15 protein-coding genes and 2 pseudogenes are annotated in these 19,756 nt (G+C 63.9%); 15 read left to right on the plus strand and 2 right to left on the minus strand.

Annotation, left to right across the window (positions count from 1 at the left end; all coding sequences use genetic code 11):
• Window positions 1–128: 128 nt before the first annotated feature.
• Both M529_RS49470 and treF read left to right on the plus strand, forming a co-directional pair.
• Window positions 129–348, plus strand: a pseudogene (locus M529_RS49470) (IS6 family transposase); the annotation flags it as partial.
• A gap of 164 nt (window positions 349–512) precedes the next feature.
• On the plus strand, window positions 513–2,105 hold the full coding sequence (gene treF, locus M529_RS44530; protein WP_021319708.1) for an alpha,alpha-trehalase TreF: 1,593 nt from the start codon (window positions 513–515) through the stop codon (window positions 2,103–2,105).
• 93 nt (window positions 2,106–2,198) lie between these two features.
• Here treF and M529_RS44535 read toward each other — a convergent pair whose 3' ends face one another.
• The gene (locus M529_RS44535; protein ID WP_021319709.1) at window positions 2,199–4,601 is read right to left on the minus strand and encodes a TonB-dependent receptor; all 2,403 of its coding nucleotides are present in this window, start codon (window positions 4,599–4,601) and stop codon (window positions 2,199–2,201) included.
• Between the two features lie 334 nt (window positions 4,602–4,935).
• On the opposite strand from M529_RS44535, the pseudogene M529_RS50805 reads away from it, so the two are divergent.
• A pseudogene (locus M529_RS50805) lies at window positions 4,936–5,575 on the plus strand (IS6 family transposase); the annotation flags it as partial.
• Window positions 5,576–5,732: 157 nt separating this feature from the next.
• A complete protein-coding gene (locus tag M529_RS44545; RefSeq protein WP_161626380.1) occupies window positions 5,733–5,948 on the plus strand; it encodes a type 1 glutamine amidotransferase family protein in 216 nt (71 codons plus the stop codon).
• On the opposite strand, the gene M529_RS44550 is transcribed toward M529_RS44545, so the two are convergent.
• Window positions 5,943–7,097: a Gfo/Idh/MocA family protein gene (locus M529_RS44550; protein WP_021319713.1), complete on the minus strand. Its 1,155-nt coding sequence runs from the start codon at window positions 7,095–7,097 to the stop codon at window positions 5,943–5,945. The genes M529_RS44545 and M529_RS44550 overlap by 6 nt on opposite strands.
• 117 nt (window positions 7,098–7,214) lie before the next feature.
• On the opposite strand from M529_RS44550, the gene M529_RS44555 reads away from it, so the two are divergent.
• The 11 genes from M529_RS44555 to M529_RS44605 all read left to right on the plus strand — a co-directional run bounded on the left by M529_RS44555 (window position 7,215) and on the right by M529_RS44605 (window position 19,715).
• The gene (locus M529_RS44555; RefSeq protein WP_408021315.1) at window positions 7,215–7,592 is read left to right on the plus strand and encodes a c-type cytochrome; all 378 of its coding nucleotides are present in this window, start codon (window positions 7,215–7,217) and stop codon (window positions 7,590–7,592) included.
• A complete protein-coding gene (locus tag M529_RS44560; protein WP_021319715.1) occupies window positions 7,589–8,653 on the plus strand; it encodes a sugar phosphate isomerase/epimerase family protein in 1,065 nt (354 codons plus the stop codon). Before M529_RS44555 ends, M529_RS44560 begins: the two co-directional genes overlap by 4 nt.
• A 68-nt stretch (window positions 8,654–8,721) precedes the next feature.
• On the plus strand, window positions 8,722–10,014 hold the full coding sequence (locus M529_RS44565) for an MFS transporter (protein ID WP_021319716.1): 1,293 nt from the start codon (window positions 8,722–8,724) through the stop codon (window positions 10,012–10,014).
• Window positions 10,011–10,925 (plus strand): hydroxypyruvate isomerase family protein, encoded by a 915-nt coding sequence (locus M529_RS44570; protein WP_021319717.1) that lies wholly within the window; start codon window positions 10,011–10,013, stop codon window positions 10,923–10,925. Before M529_RS44565 ends, M529_RS44570 begins: the two co-directional genes overlap by 4 nt.
• An 18-nt stretch (window positions 10,926–10,943) precedes the next feature.
• On the plus strand, window positions 10,944–11,795 hold the full coding sequence (locus M529_RS44575) for a 3-keto-disaccharide hydrolase (RefSeq protein WP_021319718.1): 852 nt from the start codon (window positions 10,944–10,946) through the stop codon (window positions 11,793–11,795).
• Window positions 11,792–12,355, plus strand: a complete 564-nt coding sequence (locus M529_RS44580) for a gluconate 2-dehydrogenase subunit 3 family protein (RefSeq protein ID WP_031295557.1) — start codon at window positions 11,792–11,794, stop codon at window positions 12,353–12,355. Before M529_RS44575 ends, M529_RS44580 begins: the two co-directional genes overlap by 4 nt.
• Entirely contained in the window at window positions 12,352–13,200 is an 849-nt protein-coding gene (locus tag M529_RS44585) for a sugar phosphate isomerase/epimerase family protein (protein ID WP_021319720.1), read from the plus strand. The genes M529_RS44580 and M529_RS44585 overlap by 4 nt, the downstream gene beginning before the upstream one ends.
• A gap of 42 nt (window positions 13,201–13,242) precedes the next feature.
• Complete coding sequence (locus M529_RS44590) at window positions 13,243–14,925, plus strand: GMC oxidoreductase (protein WP_021319721.1); 1,683 nt, start codon at window positions 13,243–13,245, stop codon at window positions 14,923–14,925.
• A gap of 73 nt (window positions 14,926–14,998) precedes the next feature.
• Window positions 14,999–16,033, plus strand: a complete 1,035-nt coding sequence (locus M529_RS44595; RefSeq protein WP_021319722.1) for a LacI family DNA-binding transcriptional regulator — start codon at window positions 14,999–15,001, stop codon at window positions 16,031–16,033.
• A gap of 55 nt (window positions 16,034–16,088) precedes the next feature.
• Entirely contained in the window at window positions 16,089–16,514 is a 426-nt protein-coding gene (locus tag M529_RS44600) for a Dabb family protein (RefSeq protein ID WP_236617738.1), read from the plus strand.
• Window positions 16,515–16,961: 447 nt separating this feature from the next.
• Window positions 16,962–19,715, plus strand: a complete 2,754-nt coding sequence (locus M529_RS44605) for a TonB-dependent receptor (RefSeq protein WP_021319724.1) — start codon at window positions 16,962–16,964, stop codon at window positions 19,713–19,715.
• Window positions 19,716–19,756 lie beyond the last annotated feature (41 nt).

The raw sequence follows: 19,756 nt of genomic DNA on the forward strand, positions 1-19,756 counted from the left end.
AGAATGTGAACGTCGGTCATGTGCTCCTCCATCTCCAGCGCTGCATCGCGCCGGTCAGGCATCATACGATGCCGGACGAAGGGGGCATCCACCCCATCAGTTCAAACCGCGACAAGCAGGAGGTCAGACGTTGGGCCAACAACAGGAGTGGAGAACAGCCACCTGCCCTTCCGACGACGAGAGCGAGCCATGCTGCGCTTCAGGCAGATGAAGGCGCTACAGAAGTTCGCCTCCGTCCACACTAACCTTCACAACCACTTCTCACTGGAACGCCACCTCGTCGATCGAAAGACCTATAAGGAAAGACGCTCGGCCGCCGTGGCCGAGTGGCGGTCGCTGGCAAGCTAGCCCCCTGGCCTGCCCCACCCGAAGTGCATCCGGTGGAGACGAGTTCGCATTCGACTGACAGCTCCTTCCTGACCCAAGCTCGACCGATTTATGAGGCGCGGAACTGTCAGATGACGTCCATCTTTACCGTTGCAAAGGCGGATAGGGCGACCGAAAGAGGGGCAATGAAATACTGGCAATCCTTCGTTGCAGCCGGCCTTGTTTCCCTTCTAGCTTTTGGAAATCCCAGCCGGGCGCAGTCCTCACCCGCCGAACTGTACGGTGACCTTTTCCGCCGCGTTCAACTGGAAAAGCTGTTCCCTGACGGCAAGACCTTTGTCGATGCCGTGCCGCGGTTGGCCCCCGGCGCGGTCATGACGGCCTATCGGCAGCAGCAGCCCCGCGACAAGGATGCGCTGCGCGCCTTCGTGCTGCGCCATTTCCGGGTGCCCGGTATCAACGATCATGATGCGTCCAACCTGCGCGACCATGTGCGCGCGCTCTGGCCGGTACTGGTCCGCCAGCCTGTCGAACGGCAGGCGGGCAGTTCCGAGCTGCCCCTGCCCGCCCCCTTCATCGTTCCGGGCGGACGCTTCCGCGAAATCTACTATTGGGACAGCTATTTCACCATGCTGGGCCTCGCGGTCGATGGGCAGCAGCCATTGATCGAAAGCATGCTGGTGGATTTCACCGCCACGGTCGAAACCTATGGCCATATCCCCAACGGGATGCGGACCTATTATCTCAGCCGGTCGCAGCCGCCCTTTTATGCGCTGATGTTGGACCTGTCGAAGGATGATACGCCCGCGATCGCCGCGCGCCGGTTGGCGGCGCTGCGGCAGGAACATGCCTATTGGATGAAGGGCGCTCGCTGCGCCGTCGCGAGCGGCGCATGCGAGCGGGTCGTGCGAATGCCCGACGGCACGTTGCTCAACCGCTATTGGGACGACAAGGACGCGCCCCGCGACGAATCCTATGCGGAGGATGTGGCCACCGCTGCGGAAGCCGGCAGCGACAAGGCGACGACCTACCGGCATCTGCGCGCGGGCGCGGAAAGCGGATGGGATTTCAGCTCGCGCTGGTTCGGCGACGGGCGCTCCATCGCCACGATCCACACGACGGACATTGTTCCGGTGGATCTCAACAGCCTGATGCTGGCGATGGAGCAACGGATTGAGGTCCGATGCCGCAAGGTGGGCGACACCGCCTGCGCCACGGAATTTGCCGGGCTGGCGCGCAAGCGCAAGGCAGCGATGGACCGCTATCTTTGGGTCGGCCGAGAAGGGCGCTACGCCGACTGGGACAGCAAGACCCGCCGTCCCACGCCAGTGCTGTCGGCTGCGACTCTTTATCCCCTGTTCGTCGGTGCGGCCTCCCCCGCGCAGGTTAGCGCGGTCGCCGCGACCGTGCACGCGAAGCTGCTCGGCCGGGGCGGCCTGCGCACCACGCCCAACCAGACCGGCCAGCAATGGGACCAGCCCAATGGCTGGGCGCCGCTGCAGTGGGTGGCGATCGACGGACTGGCGCGCAATGGACAGGCGGCCCTGGCGCGAGACATCGCCGGACGCTGGATCGGCACGGTCGCGGCCGCCTATGCCGAAACGGGTAAAATGCTGGAAAAATATGACGTGGAGGAAAGGAAGCCCGGCGGCGGCGGCGAATATCCGCTGCAGGACGGCTTCGGCTGGACCAACGGCGTGACCAGCGCGATCCTTGAGCGCTACCCCGACATCGCCACGGATCTGGACCAGGCGGAGACAAGAGCCGCCGCCCAATAGCAAAGGAGGCCAGACGATCGGATCGTCTGGCCTCCTTTTTTTGCGTTTCGCGACAGGGGCGCCGGTCAGCAAACCGGCGCACCCGTCATGCCGTCAGAAGCTGTAAGCCGCGCTGAACCGGAAGGACCGGCCCAGGATCGGGCGCGCCAAGATCGTGCCCGAACCCTGCGACCCGATGATACGCGGATTGCCTTCGGTCAGGCCCAGCTCGTCGGTCAGATTGTTGCCCGTCACCGCCAGCTTCAGGCGCTGATTGACCTCGACCGAAACGCCCGCGTCCAGCTGGTAATAGTTGGGCAGCAGCTGCGCATTTTCCGGATCGGAGAAGCGGTCGCCCGTATATTGCAGCGTGGCGAAGATGGACGGGCGGAAATTGCCGACCTCCAGTTCGTAGCTGGGCGTCACGCGCCACATCCACTTGGGTTGCCGCTGCACGCGGTTGCCCGTATTGTCGATGGTGCCGTTGCCGCTGAAGAAGCCGCGATAGGTGCCGTCGAGATAGGTGCCCGCCGCCGCGATGCTGAAGCCCGCGAACGGACGGATCACGCCCTCCAGCTCGACGCCGGTCGCCTTCGCGCCGCCGACCGACTCGTTGGGCACGCCGTTGATGATCTGCGTCGTGGCCAACCCGTCGAACTTGTTGTGGAACAAGGTCGCATAGAGATTGACCAGCGGGGTCGAGACCTTGAGCCCGCCTTCGTAGGTGTCGACCTTCGAGATCAAGGTCAGGCCCTCGCGCAGATTATCGAATTGCGGGAAGCTGTTGCCCCGGCTGTAGCGAGCGAAGACGCCGACCTGATTGGTGAAGTCGTAATTGCCACCCACCGTCCACGACCAGCGCGACCCGCCATAGTCGATGCGGTTGGCGCGGCCCAGCTGGACCGTCCGGTCATAGAGCGTGGCGGCGCTGCCGTCCCGGTCGAACGCGGCCCCGGACGTGGCGACGTCGCCCGTCACCTCGTGCCGCTGCCAGCGCAGGCCGCCGTCGACGCGCAGCTTGTCGGTGATCTGCAGTTCGTCCACTGCGTAGAAGGCAATGTCGCGCCCTTCATAACGGCCGCTCACCAGGAAGCTGTCGCCGGAGGTGAAGCCGTCGCGCGTGGCCACGCGGCCGTCGCCCAGCGTCAGATTCAGGCGGCGTGCATTGGGTTCCGCCGTCAGCAGCACGTCGTTGCCCAGCGCCCAGGTGTCGCGCGTGGTGTAGTTGGCAAGGTAGAAGCCGCCGGTCAGCTTGTTGCCGCCCGCGCTGAATTCCAACGCCAGGTCGTTGACGAAGGCGTCGATCCGCTTGCGCACATCCCAGATGCCCGCGCGCATGACTTGCGTTTCGCCCGGCGCCGCAGCGCCGTCCGATGCGAAGGTCAGGCTGCCCACGGTCGATCCCGCGCCGCCCAGCGCCACCGCCATGTCGGCGGCGCTCATCGGCGCGTCAGTCGGCACCAAGCCGACCGTGTTGGCCGTGCCCCACAGATAGCTGGCCCGTTCGCGCAGGCGCAGATTATCGACCAGCTCATAATCGAAGCTCAGGCCCAGATTGCCGATCTTCGCGCCACGCCCGTCCGCCAGGTCGACGGTGCGGCCGGCATTGTTGGTGGTGATGCGTGTATCCCGGCTGGCGAGCGCGCCGGTGCCATGGTCGAAATTGGCGAACTGGCTGATCTTGCTGCCGTCCTGGACGACCGGGATGGGCAGCAGCCACTGGCCATGATCATTGAGATAGCGGCCGTAGATGAGCACCGAGCCGCGCCCGTCAAAGTCGTGACGGATGTTCGCGGTCACCTGTCCACCCTTTTCGGCGCGGAACCGCGGATCGCGGATGCCGTTGCCCTGGGCGTAATAGCCGCCGACCATGAAGGTCGTATCCTGGCTGATCGGGCCGGAAATCCAGGCGTCGCCGCGCACCTCGTCGTAATCGGTGTAGGACAGCTTGGCGAAGCCCTTCAGCATATCGCCGCCTTCGCGCTGCTGCACGTTGACGGTCAGGCCCGGCTGCCCGTTCGAAAACAGCGAGCCGGTGCCGCCGCGCACGGCTTCCACGCGCTCGACGGTCTCGTCGAGGCGGATAAGCTGCGAATTTTCGAGGAAGGACAGGGTTGGCGGCGGGAAGAAGGGAACGCCGCCCAGCTGGAAGGTGACGAACTGCGCGTCGCCGCCCGACGGATAGCCGCGCACGAAGATGTTCGCGCCATTCTGGCCGCCTGAGCTTTCGGCGCTGACGCCCGGAATGGTGCGCAGCAGGTCGGCCGTGCTGTTGGGCGCGGCGCGGGCAATCGCCTCGGCGCCAAGGCTGGTCACGGCGAAGGCCGCGTCCTGACGCCGGGTGCCGCCGCCAGCCGTGCCGACGACGACGATGTCCGCCTGACTTTCGTCGGCAGCGGCTTGGGCGTCGTCCTGCGGCGCGGTCTGCGCGTTCGCGGCCGTGCCGGCCGCGAAGAGAGCAAAGGGTGTGACACCTGCCAGAAGCCATCTGCAAGCGGATGTACGGTTGGTCTGCATTATTTTGTCCTCCTGTGCCTCCGGCATTCTCGATGGAGCCGGATCGCAATCATGCTTGGGAAGTCGTCGTGCGATATCTTCCACTGCCCACTTTGTATCACGGGCGTAACGGCGTCCTGAAGGCTCAATGGAGCGATCGCAATATAGTTTCGCACCTATTTCAATTCCATAGCCACGTGTGACATTGGTGCATCACAAGGCTCGCACGATGTTGAAGAGGGGGCGGCTGCATACTGGCGACAACGCCCAGATTGATGCCGATGGAGGGCCGCGGATCGTTGACCGACTGAAGGATGGGCATGTCAAAGCAATCGACGGTACGGTAACGGCGCACATGAGCAAGCACCCCGCCAGCCCATTCCGGTATTTCAACTCGTCGCCCGAGGTGATCCGCCTAGTGGTGCTGATGTATGCCCGGTACCCGCTATCTCTTTGGAACGTAGAGGATCTGTTTTTCGAGCGCGGTATCGACATATGTCGTGAGACGGTGCGGCTCTGGTGGAACAGGTTCGGTCCGCTTTTCGCCAGCAACGTTCGCCGACAGCGGATCAGCCGGATAAGAGGCTTTCGCCACTGGCGCTGACACCTCGATGAGATGTATGTGAAGATCAACGGCGAGATGGTCTACCTCTGGCGCGCCGTCGATCATGAGGGCGAGATTCTCGAGAGCTATCTCACGAAAACCCCGCGACAAGAAGGCGACGCTTGCCTTCATGAAGAAGACGCTGAAGCGGCATGGATCACCTGAAGCGATCACCACGGATGGCCTGCGCTCCTATAGCGCGGCCATGAATAAGCTAGGGAACCGCGGCAAGCAGGAGGTCGGACGCCGGGCCAACAACAGGGTGGAGAACAGCAACCTCCCCCTCCGACGACGAGAGCGGGCGATGCTCCGCTTCATGCAGATGAAGGCCCTGCAGAAGTTCGCTTCCGTACATGCCAACCTCCACAACCACTTCTCACTGAAACGCCATCGCGGAGTGGCGGTCGGTCGCGAGCTAGGCCCCTGCCCTTCCCAACCCCGTGCATCCAGTGGAGACGAGTCCGCGTTAGGCTGACGGCTCCCTCGGCATCTGTCTGGACGCGCAACTGATCGCGGTTGCGCTGGGTGCCGATGTGTTCCCCTCCGGCGTGAAGGAAATCGGCTTCGCCGGCATCACCCTGACGCCCACAGGCCTCGAAAGCCCGCTTCGGCATCTCGCAGGTCTACCGGTGCTGCACTGGCATGGCGACACTTACATCCTCCCGAACGGCGCCGTGAACCTCGCATCATCGGCGCTCATCGTGCTGAGCATATTGGCCGACGCATCGAGCGCCCAGATGCATGGGCGATGCCATGGGCTATAGAGTAGGCGCGTCCCCCGTCGCTGGCAAAGCCGTCCATTTTTCATCGCCCCCCGCATTGGCGATGACGGTTTCGACGAAGCCCACGGTTTTCAGACCGTCCTCGACCGAGGGGAACCAGGCTTCACCGCCTCGGATGCGCGCAGCGAAGGCGCGATAGAGATTGGCGAACGCCTCGATATAGCCTTCGGGATGGCCGCTCGGGGTCCGCAGCAGCGGCAATGTCGAAGGCAGCAAGCCGGGGCCGGCCGCGCGCAGGATTTCAGCGGGCCGATCCAGCCAGCGCAGGATCAGCGTGTTCGGCTCCATCTGAGACCATTCCAGCCCCCCATGTTCGCCATGGATGCGCAGCTTCAGGCCGTTTTCGTCACCCGCCGCGACCTGCGTCGCCTTGAGGATGCCGCGCGCGCCATTGTCGAGGCGCAGCAGGACATTGACGTCGTCGTCGAGCCGGCGCCCCTCGACATGAATGCTAAGATCGGCGCAGATTTCGCTGACGCGCAGGCCCGAAACATGCTCGGCGAGGTGGAAGGCATGCGTGCCGATATCGCCCAGGCAACCGCCCAGGCCCGCACGGGCGGGATCGGTGCGCCATTCGGCCTGCTTATTTCCGTCGCGGTCGATTGCCCGGCTGAGCCAGCCCTGCGAATATTCGACCTGCACCAGCCTTATCCTGCCAAGGTTGCCGCGCGCGACGCGTGCCCGCGCCTCCTCCACCAGCGGATAGCCGCTATAGGTGAAGGCGAGGCCGAAATACCGGCCCGACCGGGCGGCCGCGGCTGCAATCCTGCGCGCTTCGGCCAGATCGAGCGCCATGGGCTTTTCGCAGAAGACGTGGAAGCCCGCGTCGAGCGCCGCGATCGCCATCGGCGCGTGAAGATGATTCGGCGTCACGATCGACAGGGCATCGATCCGCTCGTCCGCCGGCAGCGTCCGTTCCCCCGCCAGCAGCGCGTCGCACGAATCATAGGTGCGGGCCGGGTCGATGCCCAGCGCCTCGCCCGATCGCCGGTTGCGATCCGCATCGCCGCTGAAGGCACCGGCGACCAGCCGCCAGTCGCCGTCCAGCGCCGCCGCGGCGCGGTGGATCGCCCCGATAAAGGCGCCTTCGCCGCCGCCGATCATGCCCAGACGCAACGCTTTTCCCGCCATCCCCTTCTCCTTTTCCCATCAGTACCGACAGACCGTTCATTCTGCCTCTTGATCTTCCGGTCATATTAGAACAGTTTACCGGTAAATTCCACCAATAGACAAGGCGGAGAGTCGAGGGTGCACAGGAAAATGGGCTTTGGCCTGGCAGCGTTCGCAACGGGCGCGGTGACGATCCCCGCCATGCCGAGCCAAGCGCAGAGCGTGCCGGCGCCGCCGGTCTTCAATGCCTGCCACGCCTGTCACAGCGTGCAGCCCGGCGGCAAAAGCGGCCTTGGCCCCAATCTCGTCGGCGTCGTCGGCCGCACCGCAGGCACTTTGCCCGGCTTCAATTATTCTCCCGCGCTCAAGGCGTCGAAGCTGAAATGGGACGAGAAGGCCCTGGACGAATATCTGGCCTCACCGACCAGGAAGGTGCCCGGCAGCCGCATGCCCATCTCCACCCCCGATCCGGCCAAGCGCGCGGCGATCATCACCTATCTTAAGAGCGTAAAATGACGGAGGCAAAGGGCGCGATGCGCGGCCCCGCCATCTTCCTGGCGCAGTTCATGGACGATGCCCCCCCGTTCGATAATCTGGACAATGCCGCGCGCTGGATGGCGCAGGCGGGCTACAAGGGTATTCAGGTGCCCAGCAACGACCCGCGCTGCATGGACCTGGCCCTGGCGGCGGAAAGCCAGGATTATTGCGACGATCTGGCCGGCCGCTGCCGCGAGGCCGGCGTCGAGATTTCGGAGCTGTCGAGCCATCTGCAGGGGCAGCTCGTCGCGGTGCACCCGGCCTATGATGCGGCGTTCGATGCTTTCGCGCCGGCTGAACTGCGCGGCAAGCCGGCCGAGCGGCAGGCCTGGGCGGTCGAGCAGCTGAAGCTGGCGGCGGTGGCCAGCCGGCGGCTGGGGCTGAAGGCGCATGCGACCTTCTCCGGTGCGCTCGCCTGGCCCTTCGTCTATCCTTGGCCGCAGCGGCCGGCGGGTCTGGTGGAAGAAGCCTTTGCCGAACTGGGCCGGCGCTGGCGGCCGATCCTGGATGCGTTCGAGGAACAGGGCATCGACCTCTGTTTCGAACTGCATCCGGGCGAGGATCTGCATGACGGCCTGACCTTCGAGCGCTTCCTGGCGGCGGTCGATGGCCACCAGCGCGCCAACATCCTCTATGATCCCAGCCATTTCGTGCTGCAGGCGATGGACTATCTGCAGTTCATCGACATGTATCACGATCGCATCAGGATGTTCCACGTCAAGGATGCGGAGCTCAACCCGACCGGCCGCGCGGGCGTCTATGGCGGCTATGCCGACTGGGTCGACCGGCCCGGCCGTTTCCGCTCGCTGGGCGACGGCCAGGTCGACTTCACCGGCATATTCTCGCGCCTGACCCAATATGGCTATGACGGCTGGGCGGTGCTGGAATGGGAATGTTGCCTAAAGCATCCCGAAGATGGCGCGCGCGAAGGCGCGCCCTTCATCGAGGCGCACATGATCCGCCGGCCCGAACGGGCCTTCGACGATTTCGCAGGGGGCGGTGACCCCGCCAACAACCGGCGCTGGCTGGGGCTCAGCTGACGCCGCAACCGACGATCGACACATGTCCCGACCGGAAGGCCGGCGGGACCAAATGGAGAGGAGCCGACATGACGGCGATTAACCGGCACAGACTTTTCTGGCTGAGCGTCCTGGCGCTGTTCACCGCCTCGATGAGCGCATCTTTGCGCGCGGCGGTGGCGAGCAGCCTGAAGGCGGAATGGATCGACCCGATCGCCCCGATCGCGGCCGGCGAAATGATCGGCGCGGCTTTGGGATCGGCCTTCCTCGGCTTTTCCATCACCGTCTTCGTCGTCAGCGCCTTTCTCGATGCGATCGGCATCAGGCGCGTGCTGATTGGCTGCGGCATCGCCTTCCTGATCGGCACGACGCTGATCGTGGGCGCGGGCGGCATGGCGACCGGCATGACCGTCTATCACCTCGTGTGGCTGGGCATGCTCCTCTCGGGGATCGGCTGGGGCCTTGCCGAAGCGTCGATCAATCCGCTCACCGCCCGCCTCTATCCCGAAGACACGACCCACCGCCTGAACGTGCTGCACGCCTGGTATCCCGGCGGCCTGATCGTCGGCGGCCTTGCAGGCGTGCTTCTCGCCTCGACACTTCCGTGGCAGGCGATCATGGCGCTGGCCTATATACCCGCCATCGGCGTCGTGCTGATCGCCACCACCACCAGCTTCCCGGCGCCGTCCACCACCGCAGGCAGCGGCGCGATGAAGGACATGATGCTGGAGGTGGTCCGCCGCCCCAGCTTCTTCATCTGGTTCGGCGCGATGTTCCTGACCGCTTCGTCTGAACTGGCGCCGGGCCAGTGGCTCGACGTCGCGCTCAGCAACCGGGTCGGCATGCGCGGCATCCTGCTGCTGGTCTATGTCAGCGCACTGATGTTCGTGTTCCGCCATTTTGCCGGGCGGATCGCCGGGCGCTTGTCCAACCCCGGCCTGCTCTGGGTATCGAGCCTGCTCGCCGCGATCGGCCTGTTCATGCTGTCGCAGGCGCAGTCGCCCGCCTCCGCCATCCTTGCCTCGACCATCTGGGGCCTGGGCGTATGCGCCATGTGGCCGACGATGCTGGCGTCGGTGGCGGAACGCTATCCGCGCGGCGACGCTTGGGCGCTGGGGCTGGTCGGTTCGGCCGGCGCGCTCGCCAGCTTCTTCGTGCTGCCGCGTCTGGGCGAGATGTTCGACCAGGCGAAGGTGGAGCTGGCCGGTGGCCCCGAAGCCTTCACCCGCCTGACCGGGCCGGCGCTGCGCACGGTGGAGGATGCGGCCGCATCGCAATCCTTCGCCCGCCTGACCTTCGTGCCCCTGGTCCTGCTGGTCGTGTTCGGCCTGATCTGGCTGTCCGACCGGCGCGCCGGTCGCCGGGCGGAGGCCGTGGCATGAAGCTGTCGCGCAGAAACCTGATCGCCGCCGGCATCGCCGCGGCCGCCAGCCCCGCCATCGCTGCTGCGGCCGGCCAGGGATCCTCCAATGCCGCCCGCTTCTCGCTCGGCTACGCCCCGCACGAAGGCAGCTTCGCCAGCCGGGGCGGATTGCTGGAGCAGATCGCCTATGCCGCCGACCAGGGCTTTCGCGCCTGGGAGGATAATGAGGCCCGCAAGCGTCCGGTCGAACAGCAGGAAGCCATGGCAAAGGCGCTGGCGCAGCGCGGCATGACCATGGGCGTGTTCGTCGCCAGCATGCCCAAATGGGCGGAGTTCCGCCCGTTGCTGGGCAGCAATGACGACGCCGAGCGCGAAGCTTTCCTGGCCGACATCCGCACATCGGTGGAGGTCGCCAAGCGGCTGAACGCGAAACATGCGACCGTCGTCACCGGCTTCATGGACCGCAAGGTGCCGCAGGATATCCAGACCGGCCGGATCATCGATTGCATGCGCCGCGCCGGCGATATCGTCGCGCCGCACGGCCTGACGCTGGTGATGGAGCCGCTCAATACCCGGACCAACCATCCCGGCGTCTATATGCAGTCGATCGCCCAGGGCTATGCGGTGGCGCGCGGCGCCAACAGTCCGGGCGTCAAGATATTGGCAGACCTCTATCATGAGCAGATCCAGTCCGGGAACCTGATCCCGACGCTGGAGGCCTGCTGGGCGGAGGTCGGCTATATCCAGTTCGGCGACAATCCCGGCCGCAAGGAACCGGGTACCGGCGAGATCAACTACGCCAATATCGTGCGCTGGCTGCGGGCACGCAACTATGGCGGCGTGATCGGCATGGAACATGGCAATTCGCTGGCCGGACGCGAGGGCGAGGACCGGCTGGTGGCCGCCTATCGCGCCATCGACCAAATATAAGATGAGAGGAGGACGAGGATGAAAATCATCCCGACTGGCTTTGCAGGGACGGGTATCGCGCTGGCCACGGCTCTGCTGGTGGGCACACCGGCGCAGGCGCAAGACAAGCCTGGCAAGCTGGGCTTCAAGGACACGCCGATCCTGCCCGGTGGCAACTGGCACGTCCATGATCCCGATCGCCCCGCCCCCACCGTCGTCACCCCGGCGGCACAGCCCGGCGGTGCGCCGTCCGACGCAACCATCCTGTTCGACGGCAAGTCGCTCGACGCATGGCGCGGCGAGCGCGGCCCCTGGACTGTGGAAAAGGGGATCATGACCATCCCGCCCCGCAGCCAGAGCGGCGGCGAGAACAACCTGATATCGAAGCAGGAATTTGGCGACGTCCAGCTGCATCTGGAATTTCGTTCGCCCAATCCGCCGACCAAAAGCTCGCAGGATCGCGGCAATAGCGGCATCTGGTTCATGCAGCGCTATGAAGTGCAGATCCTCGATGGCTATCAGAACCCAACCTATGCCGACGGCACGGTCGGTGCGGTCTATGCCTGGAAGCCCCCGCTGGTGAACCCGTCGCGCCAGCCGGGCGAATGGCAGAGCTATGACATCATCTTCGAACGGCCGCGCTTTGCCGCCGACGGCAGCCTGGTCCGGCCCGCCTATGTCACCGCGCTGCTGAACGGCGTGCTGGTGCAGAATCATCAGGCGATGCTGGGCACCACCAAATGGCGTTCGATCGCCCAATATCAGGCCCATGGGGACAAGGCGCCGATCCAGCTGCAGGATCACGAAAGCCCCGTGTCGTTCCGCAACATCTGGGTCCGGCCGCTGCCGGACGAAGCCATCGCACAGGATCTGAAGGGAGCAGGACAATGATGGACCGCAGACATGCGCTGGCGGGCATGGTCGCCATGTTCGGCGCCGGGCTGTTCGCGCCGCTGGCGCGCGCCGCCGGGGTGATGCCAGCCGCTGGCGTGATCGACCAGGGCGCGCCCAGCCTGCAACTGTTCACGCCAGATCAGCGGGCGCTGATGACCGCGCTGTGCGAACGCATCCTGCCGGCGACCGACACGCCCGGCGCGATCGAGGCGGGCGTCCCCGCCTATATCGAGAAATTGCTGGCCGACTGGTCGGTGGCGGAGGATCGCGATCCGATCATCGCCGGCCTTGCCGAAATCGATGCCCGCAGCTGGCAGGATTACAAGATCCCCGCGATCAAGGCATCGGCGGCGCAGCATGATGCGCTGCTGACCCTGGCGATGAACGACCAGATCCCCGAGGGCGAGGAGTTTTTCGAGGCGTTCCGGCAGATGGTGATCGTGGGCTATTACACGTCCGAGATCGGGATCACCCAGGAACGCGAATATCTGCCGGTGCCAGGCGAATATAACGGCGCCTTCCCCTATTCCCAGGTCAACAAGGTCTATTCCGCATGAACCTCAACCGTCGTTCCATGATGCTGGGCGCCGGCGGCCTGGCCGCCCTCGCCGCCTCCCCCTTCGCCGCGCAGGCCGCCAGGGTCTCCGGCAAGATCGCCAGCGTCGGCCTGCAACTCTACACCGTGCGCGAGCTGTTCGCCGCCGATCCGGTCGCCACCTTGGAGAAGGTCGCCAAGGTCGGCTATCGCGAGGTCGAATTTGGCGGTGGCGGCTATGACGCCATGGACCATAAGCTGCTCCGCAGCACGATGGACCGGCTGGGCCTCACCTGCCCGTCGCTGCACATCGGCTATGACGCGCTGCTCGACAAGTTCGACGCCAGCGTGGCCATGGCAAAAACGCTGGGCGCGGGCACCGTCGTCCTGCCCTATATGGTCGACAAATATCGCAATGCGGAGGCGTGGAAGGCCGCGCTGGTCAACATCAACCGCTTCGGCGCGCAGCTCAAGGCCGCGGGCCTGGGCTTTGCCTATCATAATCATGATTTCGAATTCACCACCAAGCCGGATGGCGTCAGCCTATTCGACCAGTTGGTGAAGGCGTGCGACCCCGAACTGGTGAAGATCGAACTGGATCTCTACTGGGCCATCTATGCGGGGCAGGATCCGCAGGCGCTGATCCGCAGCCTGGCCGGCCGCATCTATTCCTATCATGTGAAGGATATGCGCGCGGACCGCAGCATGACCTCTGTCGGCAGCGGCACGGTCGATTTCGCCGCGATCTTCAAGCTGAACGCCATCGCCGGCGTCCAGCATTTCTATGTCGAGAATGACCAGGCGCCCGCGCCCTATATTCTCGACATCACCAAGAGCTTCCGGACGCTGCGCGCGCTGCGCTTCTGACCCCCACCTGCCTCAAGACAGAAAACTCCAGGAGAGGACATCATGGCTTCGACAGACAGGTACGATGCGATCGTCATCGGTTCGGGCATCAGCGGCGGCTGGGCCGCCAAGGAATTGACGGAAAAGGGGCTGCGGGTGCTGATGCTCGACCGCGGTCATATGGTCGAGCATGGCGAGGATTATACCTATGACGGCAAGCCCGCCTATGAGGTGCCCGCCCGCAACATCATGCCCGACCCGCTGAAGCAGAGCGATTATTTCATCGCCCAGCATGGCTATGTCAGGCCCAGCAACCAAGCCTTCTATAATAATGACCGCCTGAACCCCTATGATTATGGCGCGGGCAGCAAATTCTACTGGATCCGTCCCGGCGCCATCGGCGGCAAGTCGCTGATCTGGGGCCGCTGGAGCTTCCGCTGGAGCCCGGCCGATTTCGAAGCGAACAAGCGCGAGGGCATCGGCGGCGACTGGCCGATCCGCTACGAGGATCTGGCCCCCTGGTACAGCTATGTCGAAAAATATATCGGCGTATCGGGATCGCGCGAAAATCTTCCCTATCTGCCCGACAGCGAATTCCAGCCGCCAATGCCGATGAACATCGCGGAAAAATGGATGAAGCAGCGGCTGGAGACGCAATTTCCCGGCCGCAAGATGATCAACGCGCGCCTGTCCAACATCACCCAGGACAAGCCCGAGCAGAACCGCACCAAATGCCAGCTGCGCAACCAATGCGGCAATGGCTGCTCCTTCGGCGCTTATTTCTCGACCCAGGCGGTCACCCTGCCCGCCGCGCGCGCGACCGGGCGGTTGACCTTGCGGTCCGATGCCGTCGTCACCAGCCTCGATTATGATCCGGCGACGAAGAAGGTCACCGGCGTGCGCTTCGTCGATACCAAGACCGGACAGGCAGAGACCGTGACCGCGCGGCTGGTGTTCCTGTGTGCATCGGCCCTGGCCTCGACCCAGATCCTGATGAACTCGCGCCCGGCGGGCAGCGGCAAGAGCCATTTCGACAGCAGCGGAACGCTGGGCCGCTATGTCATGGATCATATCTTCCGCGTCGGCGTGAAGGGCGACATTCCCGGCATGGAAGAGTTCATTGAATATGGCCGCCGCCCCGGCGGCATATACGTGCCCCGCTTTCGCAACATCGGGGACGGCGAAGATGTCGGCTTCAAGCGCGGCTATGGCTATCAGGGCAGCGCCTATCGCGAACCTTCCAGGCCGGTCGGCTTCGGCGCGTCGATGAAGCAGGGCATGCGCAAATATGGCGGCTGGAAATTCGAGATGGGCGCCTTCGGCGAATGCCTGCCATATGAGGACAATCATGTCGCGCTGAACCCCGACAAGACCGACCGGTTCGGCATGCCGCTGATGCAGTTCCACGTCACCTTCCGCGACAATGAGATGCGGATGATGGCGGATGCCCGCGAACAGGGCGAAAAGATGCTGCGTGCGGCGGGCCTGACCAACGTCACCAGTTCGGTCCGCGAACATGTGCCGGGCGACGCCATCCACGAAATGGGCGGCGCACGCATGGGTGCCGATCCGCGCGCATCGGTGCTCAACCAGTGGAGCCAGGCGCATGACGCCGGCAATCTGTTCGTCACCGACGGCGCGCAGATGGCCTCCATCTCCTGCGTCAATCCGTCGCTGACCTTCATGGCGCTGACTGCTCGCGCGGTCGACCATGCGGTCAAGGAAATGAAGGCAGGCCGGGTCTGACAGCATCGCCCCACACCCGACGCTGTGCTGCGCCGCAAAACCGGCTATCAGGGGCCATGAGGACAAGCTTCTGATGGCCAGGCGGCGGGAAAATGGCGTGACGATCCGCGCCGTGGCGGAACGGGCCGGCGTGTCGGCGATGACGGTATCCAACGTCATCAACGGCGCCGGCCGGGCCAGCGCGACCACGGTCGCGACGGTGCAGGCCGCGATCGCGGAACTGGGCTATGTGCCCAATCTGGCCGCTCGTCGTCTGGCCAAGGCGCGGGCGACGACGGTGGGCCTCATCTACAGCAACCGGCGCACGCCCTTTCTCGACGCGGTGCTGGTCGGATCGCTGCGTGCGACCAATGCCAATGGGCTGCAACTGATCCTGCGCGACGGCGATGGCGTGACGCTGGACGAGGCCGAACGCATTGCCCAGGAACTGGTGCGCAGCGGCGCCGACGCGCTGCTGCTGATCCCGCCCTTTGCCGAACAGTTGAGCGGATCGGCAATACTGCCAACGCTCGGCGTGCCCTTTGCCGCGATCGCCACCGGCACGCCGCTATCGGGCATATCGACGGTGCGGATCGACAATCAGGCGGCGATGGAGGCGCTGACCCGGCGCGTCATTGCCGATGGCCATCGCCGCATCGCTTATGTCGCCGGCCCCGATCATTACAGCGTGGTCGCCGCTCGGCTCGATGGCTTCTACGCCGCCCTCCGGAATGCCGGACTGCGCGTGGACGACAGCATGATCGTCGAACATAGCGCATTCGATCATGCGTCCGGCATGGCGGCCGCACAGATGCTGCTCGGCCGGCCGAACCGGCCGACCGCGATCCTGTGCAGCAGCGACGATCTGGCGGCGGGCGTCATTGCCCAGGCCGGCCAGATGGGGCTGACCCTGCCCCATGATCTGAGCGTCACCGGCTTTGACGACACCATCCTCGCCTCGCGCGTCTGGCCGCCGCTGACCGTGATACGCCAGCCCGTCGAGGAAATGGCCTTTCGCGCGACCCAGTATCTGATCGGCGCGCTCGGCAAGGGCGGGATGCGCATCAGCGACGAGATATTCGACCATCAACTGGTTCAGCGCGCGTCAATCGCGCCGGCCAGCGCATAGGGCTTCATTGGGTGGCGAAGATCGCCGCCTTTTCAGCGGCAGGGGACAGAGCGTCATGGAAACGAGTAGAAGGGAACTGGCGGCGATGATGGCATTGGGCGGCGCAGGCATGGCCCTGTCTTCGGCGCAAGCCGCAGCACAGACAGCGACGCCCGCGGTCCAGGCAAAGCTGGTCCATCATGTCTTCTTCTGGCTGAAACGGCCGGGCAACCAGGCCGACCGCGACCAGTTGATCGCCGGGCTACGCAGGCTGCGCGCGATTCCCGTGATCCGCGACCTGCAGATCGGCGTGCCCGCCAGCACCGAAAAGCGCGACGTGGTCGATTCCTCCTTCGACGTGTCGGAACTCATGCTTTTCGACAATGCGGTCGACCAGAAGGTCTATCAGGATCATGAGATCCATCAGGCCTTCATCAAGTCCTGCGAGCATCTGTGGCAGAAGGTCCTGGTCTATGACATGCAGGTCGTGCCGGATCGCTGAGCCATCGTCAGCCATCGCAAGGGGCCGCACCGCCATCAGCCGATCCACTCGCCTGCACATGGGGGATCGCGGCTATAGCCGGCTTTCACCGCTTTCCGATGCGGTAATGAGCCGGCGTTTCAAGACCATGCGGTTATGCGGCTGTCCCTCGGAAGACGTTGGAAAACGAGGGTCTGGGCAATCGGCCTCGGCATCATGAGGGAAACAGCCATGGAGCAGTGCGGCTCCCCCCAGATCCCTCCATCGCACGCTAGCACCTGTTCGCCGCATCATAATTGAACATGAATCTGTTCCAGAGTCCATATTATCAATGAAGTAGGTTTAGCGGTAAACCAAGCCCAAAGGGCGGCGCTGTTCCTGCCTCGAAAGACCATAGTAACAGGGAGAGAGATTATGAGGCATTGGTTGCTTGTGGCCGCATTGAGCGCTGGCTGCTCGATACCGTCGTTGGCCGCTGCGCAAGGCACCGCCGCTAATTCTGACGCCCCTCCGGCGGACATCATCGTTACCGGCATTCGGGCCAGCCTTGGTTCCTCCGCGCAGGCTAAGCGCGACGCCGATCAGATCGTGGATTCGATCAGCGCGGTCGAAGTGGGCAAGTTCCCGGACGCCAACATCGCGGAATCGCTCCAACGTATCACCGGGGTCGCCATTGACCGTTCGGGTGGTGAAGGCCAATTCATCACCGTTCGCGGCCTTGGCCCCGAATTCAACACCGTCCTTGTCAACGGCCGCGTCATGGCGACGGATAATGCGGGCCGCGAATTCTCATTCGACGTGCTTTCCTCCAACATGATCCAGCGCACGGACATCTACAAGTCGCCCGTGGCCGAATTGCAGGAAGGCGGCATCGGCGCGACTGTCAACATCGTCACCGCCCGTCCGCTGGAGGGACGTGACGGCCTGCACGCGACGGCGCAGGTCGGTGCCATTTACGACACGTTGCGGGAAAAGGCGTCGCCCGATCTTGCCGCGAACCTGTCGTGGACCAATCCAGACAAGACGCTGGGCATCGTGCTGGCGGGGTCCTATACCAAGCGCAAGAGCCAGGCAGACACGATCGCGATCGACGGCTGGATCAATGGACGGCCCGACATCGTCCAGGACGTGAACGGCGTGCCGACGCTCATCACCGGGTCTGATCCGCACTATCCGGTGTCCGGCAACATCAACGCGCCCCAGAGCCTTTACTATCAGCGCGCGCAGGAAGAACGTGAGCGCATCAATGTGTCGGGCACGGTGCAATATCGCCCGACTGACACGCTGGAAATCACGATCGACGGCATTTATTCGAAGTTCAACGTCCGCGGCGTCGTCCGCAAGATGGACAACTTCATGGCAGCGCCCTATTATCAGCCGGCCTTCGATGAAAACGGCACCATGACCAGCCTCAGCATGCTGGGCGCCGACTTTCTGGCGCAGAACCCGCAATTCGCTGCGGAATATGGCCCGCTGCTCACCAACAATGGCATCAATTCCAAGATCGACCATGTCTACAACACCGCCAACCGTCTGTCCGACAGCTATCAGATCGGCGGTAACATCAAGTGGAACCCGAGAGACGATATCCAGATCGCGTTCGACGCATCGATAACCGGGGCCAACCGCAAATCGCCCAACCAATATCTCGTGATCGGCGGCCTGCTGCCCTACACTTATCAGTTCGATCTGGACGGTGGCGGCGACTTGCCCACCGTCTCCTATGACAATGGCATCATCAACGATCCCGATTTCCAGCGCCTTCACTATATGGGGATCGACAATAACCGCTCGCGTGATCGCGGCTCCGAATTCCATCTCGATACCAAATGGGACATCCAGGATTCGATCCTGAAGTCGGTCAATATCGGCCTGTCCTACACCCAGCGGCGCAAGATCAACCGCTCCTTCAACAACAGCGATTCCAGCTGCACCTATTGCGGCTATCAGGTTCCGATCGCCGACGGTCTCCTGCAGCCCTATGACTGGAGTGACCTGCTCGGCGGCGGTCGCAACATACCGCCGAGCGTGTTCCAGTTCGATCCCGAAGCCTTGCTTGCCTATCTCAACAACCCCGCAACGCTATCCGTCCCGACGAACGGCCGCACGCCCGCGCAGCAGGCTGCATTCGCCCAGGCCGCGCTGGCGCTGGACGGTGGCCCCTTCGGCGTCCGCGAACAGCTGCGCGGCACGGTCAACGTCCGCGAACGGCTCACGGCGGGTTATATCAGTATGGAGTTTGGCGGATCGACCTGGAACGGCAATGTTGGCGTCCGCGTCATCGAGACGGATGTTCTCTCCTCCGGTTTCGACACGCCGGTCACCAGCATCACCGCCACGCCAGGCGACGATACGCTGCAATATACCTATGGCCCGGCGACCGCGGTCGCGGTGCGCAACAGCTATGTCGATGCGCTGCCGTCGGCGAACATCAAATATAATCTCACCGACAATCTGATCGCGCGCGCCGCCTTCTCTCAGTCGATCACGCGACCGACGCTGACCGACCTTGGCGTGAACAACAATTTCGGCGGTCGTATTTCCATTCCGACGTCCTCCGGCGGCAATCCCAACCTGCGGCCGTTCCGGTCGACCAATTATGACCTCGCGCTCGAATGGTATATCTCGCGGGTCAGCTATCTCAGCATCGGCGGCTTCTACAAGGACCTGTCCGACTTCCTCGAACTCCAGACGCTGCCCGTTCAGCAGCTCGGTCGCACCTTCCAGGACACCCGCACCCGCAACGGCCAGACCGGTACGATCAAGGGCGTGGAAATCGGCGGCCAATATTCGTTCGATGCCCTGGGCGGTTTTGCTTCGGGATTCGGCGTCACGGGCAACTATACCTATGTGTCGAGTTCCGCGAAGCGCGATCAGGCGCTGGAGGATTATGGATGCGGCTATAACGGCCTGTCACCCCATTCGGCGAACGGCAGCCTCTTCTTCGAAAAATACGGACTGTCCGCACGCGTCTCCTACAACTGGCGCTCGGACTATTTGCGCAACTGCCGTGACAGCCAGTCGCGTCCGCGCAATCGTTCTTCCTACGGCCAGCTGGATTTCAACATCTCCTATGACCTCACGCCCAATTTCCAAGTCTATGTTCAGGGCGTCAACGTCACCAACGAAAATGTGGACGAATGGTCTGCGGTGAAGAGCCGCTTCCTGCTGCTCCAGGACACCGGCTCACGCTATAACTTCGGTGTACGCGCCAAATTCTAGAGGCTGTTATGAGCCAGCGGCTATGGCAGCAGCCTGTTTCA

The sequence above is a fragment of the Sphingobium ummariense RL-3 genome (assembly GCF_000447205.1).
In the GTDB taxonomy this organism is placed as follows: domain Bacteria; phylum Pseudomonadota; class Alphaproteobacteria; order Sphingomonadales; family Sphingomonadaceae; genus Sphingobium; species Sphingobium ummariense.

Excerpts from the sequence above, each read along its gene's own strand:
- treF (WP_021319708.1), top strand. The coding sequence starts at position 513 with ATGAAATACTGGCAATCCTTCGTTGCAGCCGGCCTTGTTTCCCTTCTA.
- M529_RS44535 (WP_021319709.1), bottom strand. The coding sequence starts at position 4,601 with ATGCAGACCAACCGTACATCCGCTTGCAGATGGCTTCTGGCAGGTGTC.
- M529_RS44550 (WP_021319713.1), bottom strand. The coding sequence starts at position 7,097 with ATGGCGGGAAAAGCGTTGCGTCTGGGCATGATCGGCGGCGGCGAAGGC.
- M529_RS44560 (WP_021319715.1), top strand. The coding sequence starts at position 7,589 with ATGACGGAGGCAAAGGGCGCGATGCGCGGCCCCGCCATCTTCCTGGCG.
- M529_RS44565 (WP_021319716.1), top strand. The coding sequence starts at position 8,722 with ATGACGGCGATTAACCGGCACAGACTTTTCTGGCTGAGCGTCCTGGCG.
- M529_RS44570 (WP_021319717.1), top strand. The coding sequence starts at position 10,011 with ATGAAGCTGTCGCGCAGAAACCTGATCGCCGCCGGCATCGCCGCGGCC.
- M529_RS44575 (WP_021319718.1), top strand. The coding sequence starts at position 10,944 with ATGAAAATCATCCCGACTGGCTTTGCAGGGACGGGTATCGCGCTGGCC.
- M529_RS44580 (WP_031295557.1), top strand. The coding sequence starts at position 11,792 with ATGATGGACCGCAGACATGCGCTGGCGGGCATGGTCGCCATGTTCGGC.
- M529_RS44585 (WP_021319720.1), top strand. The coding sequence starts at position 12,352 with ATGAACCTCAACCGTCGTTCCATGATGCTGGGCGCCGGCGGCCTGGCC.
- M529_RS44590 (WP_021319721.1), top strand. The coding sequence starts at position 13,243 with ATGGCTTCGACAGACAGGTACGATGCGATCGTCATCGGTTCGGGCATC.
- M529_RS44595 (WP_021319722.1), top strand. The coding sequence starts at position 14,999 with ATGGCCAGGCGGCGGGAAAATGGCGTGACGATCCGCGCCGTGGCGGAA.
- M529_RS44600 (WP_236617738.1), top strand. The coding sequence starts at position 16,089 with ATGGAAACGAGTAGAAGGGAACTGGCGGCGATGATGGCATTGGGCGGC.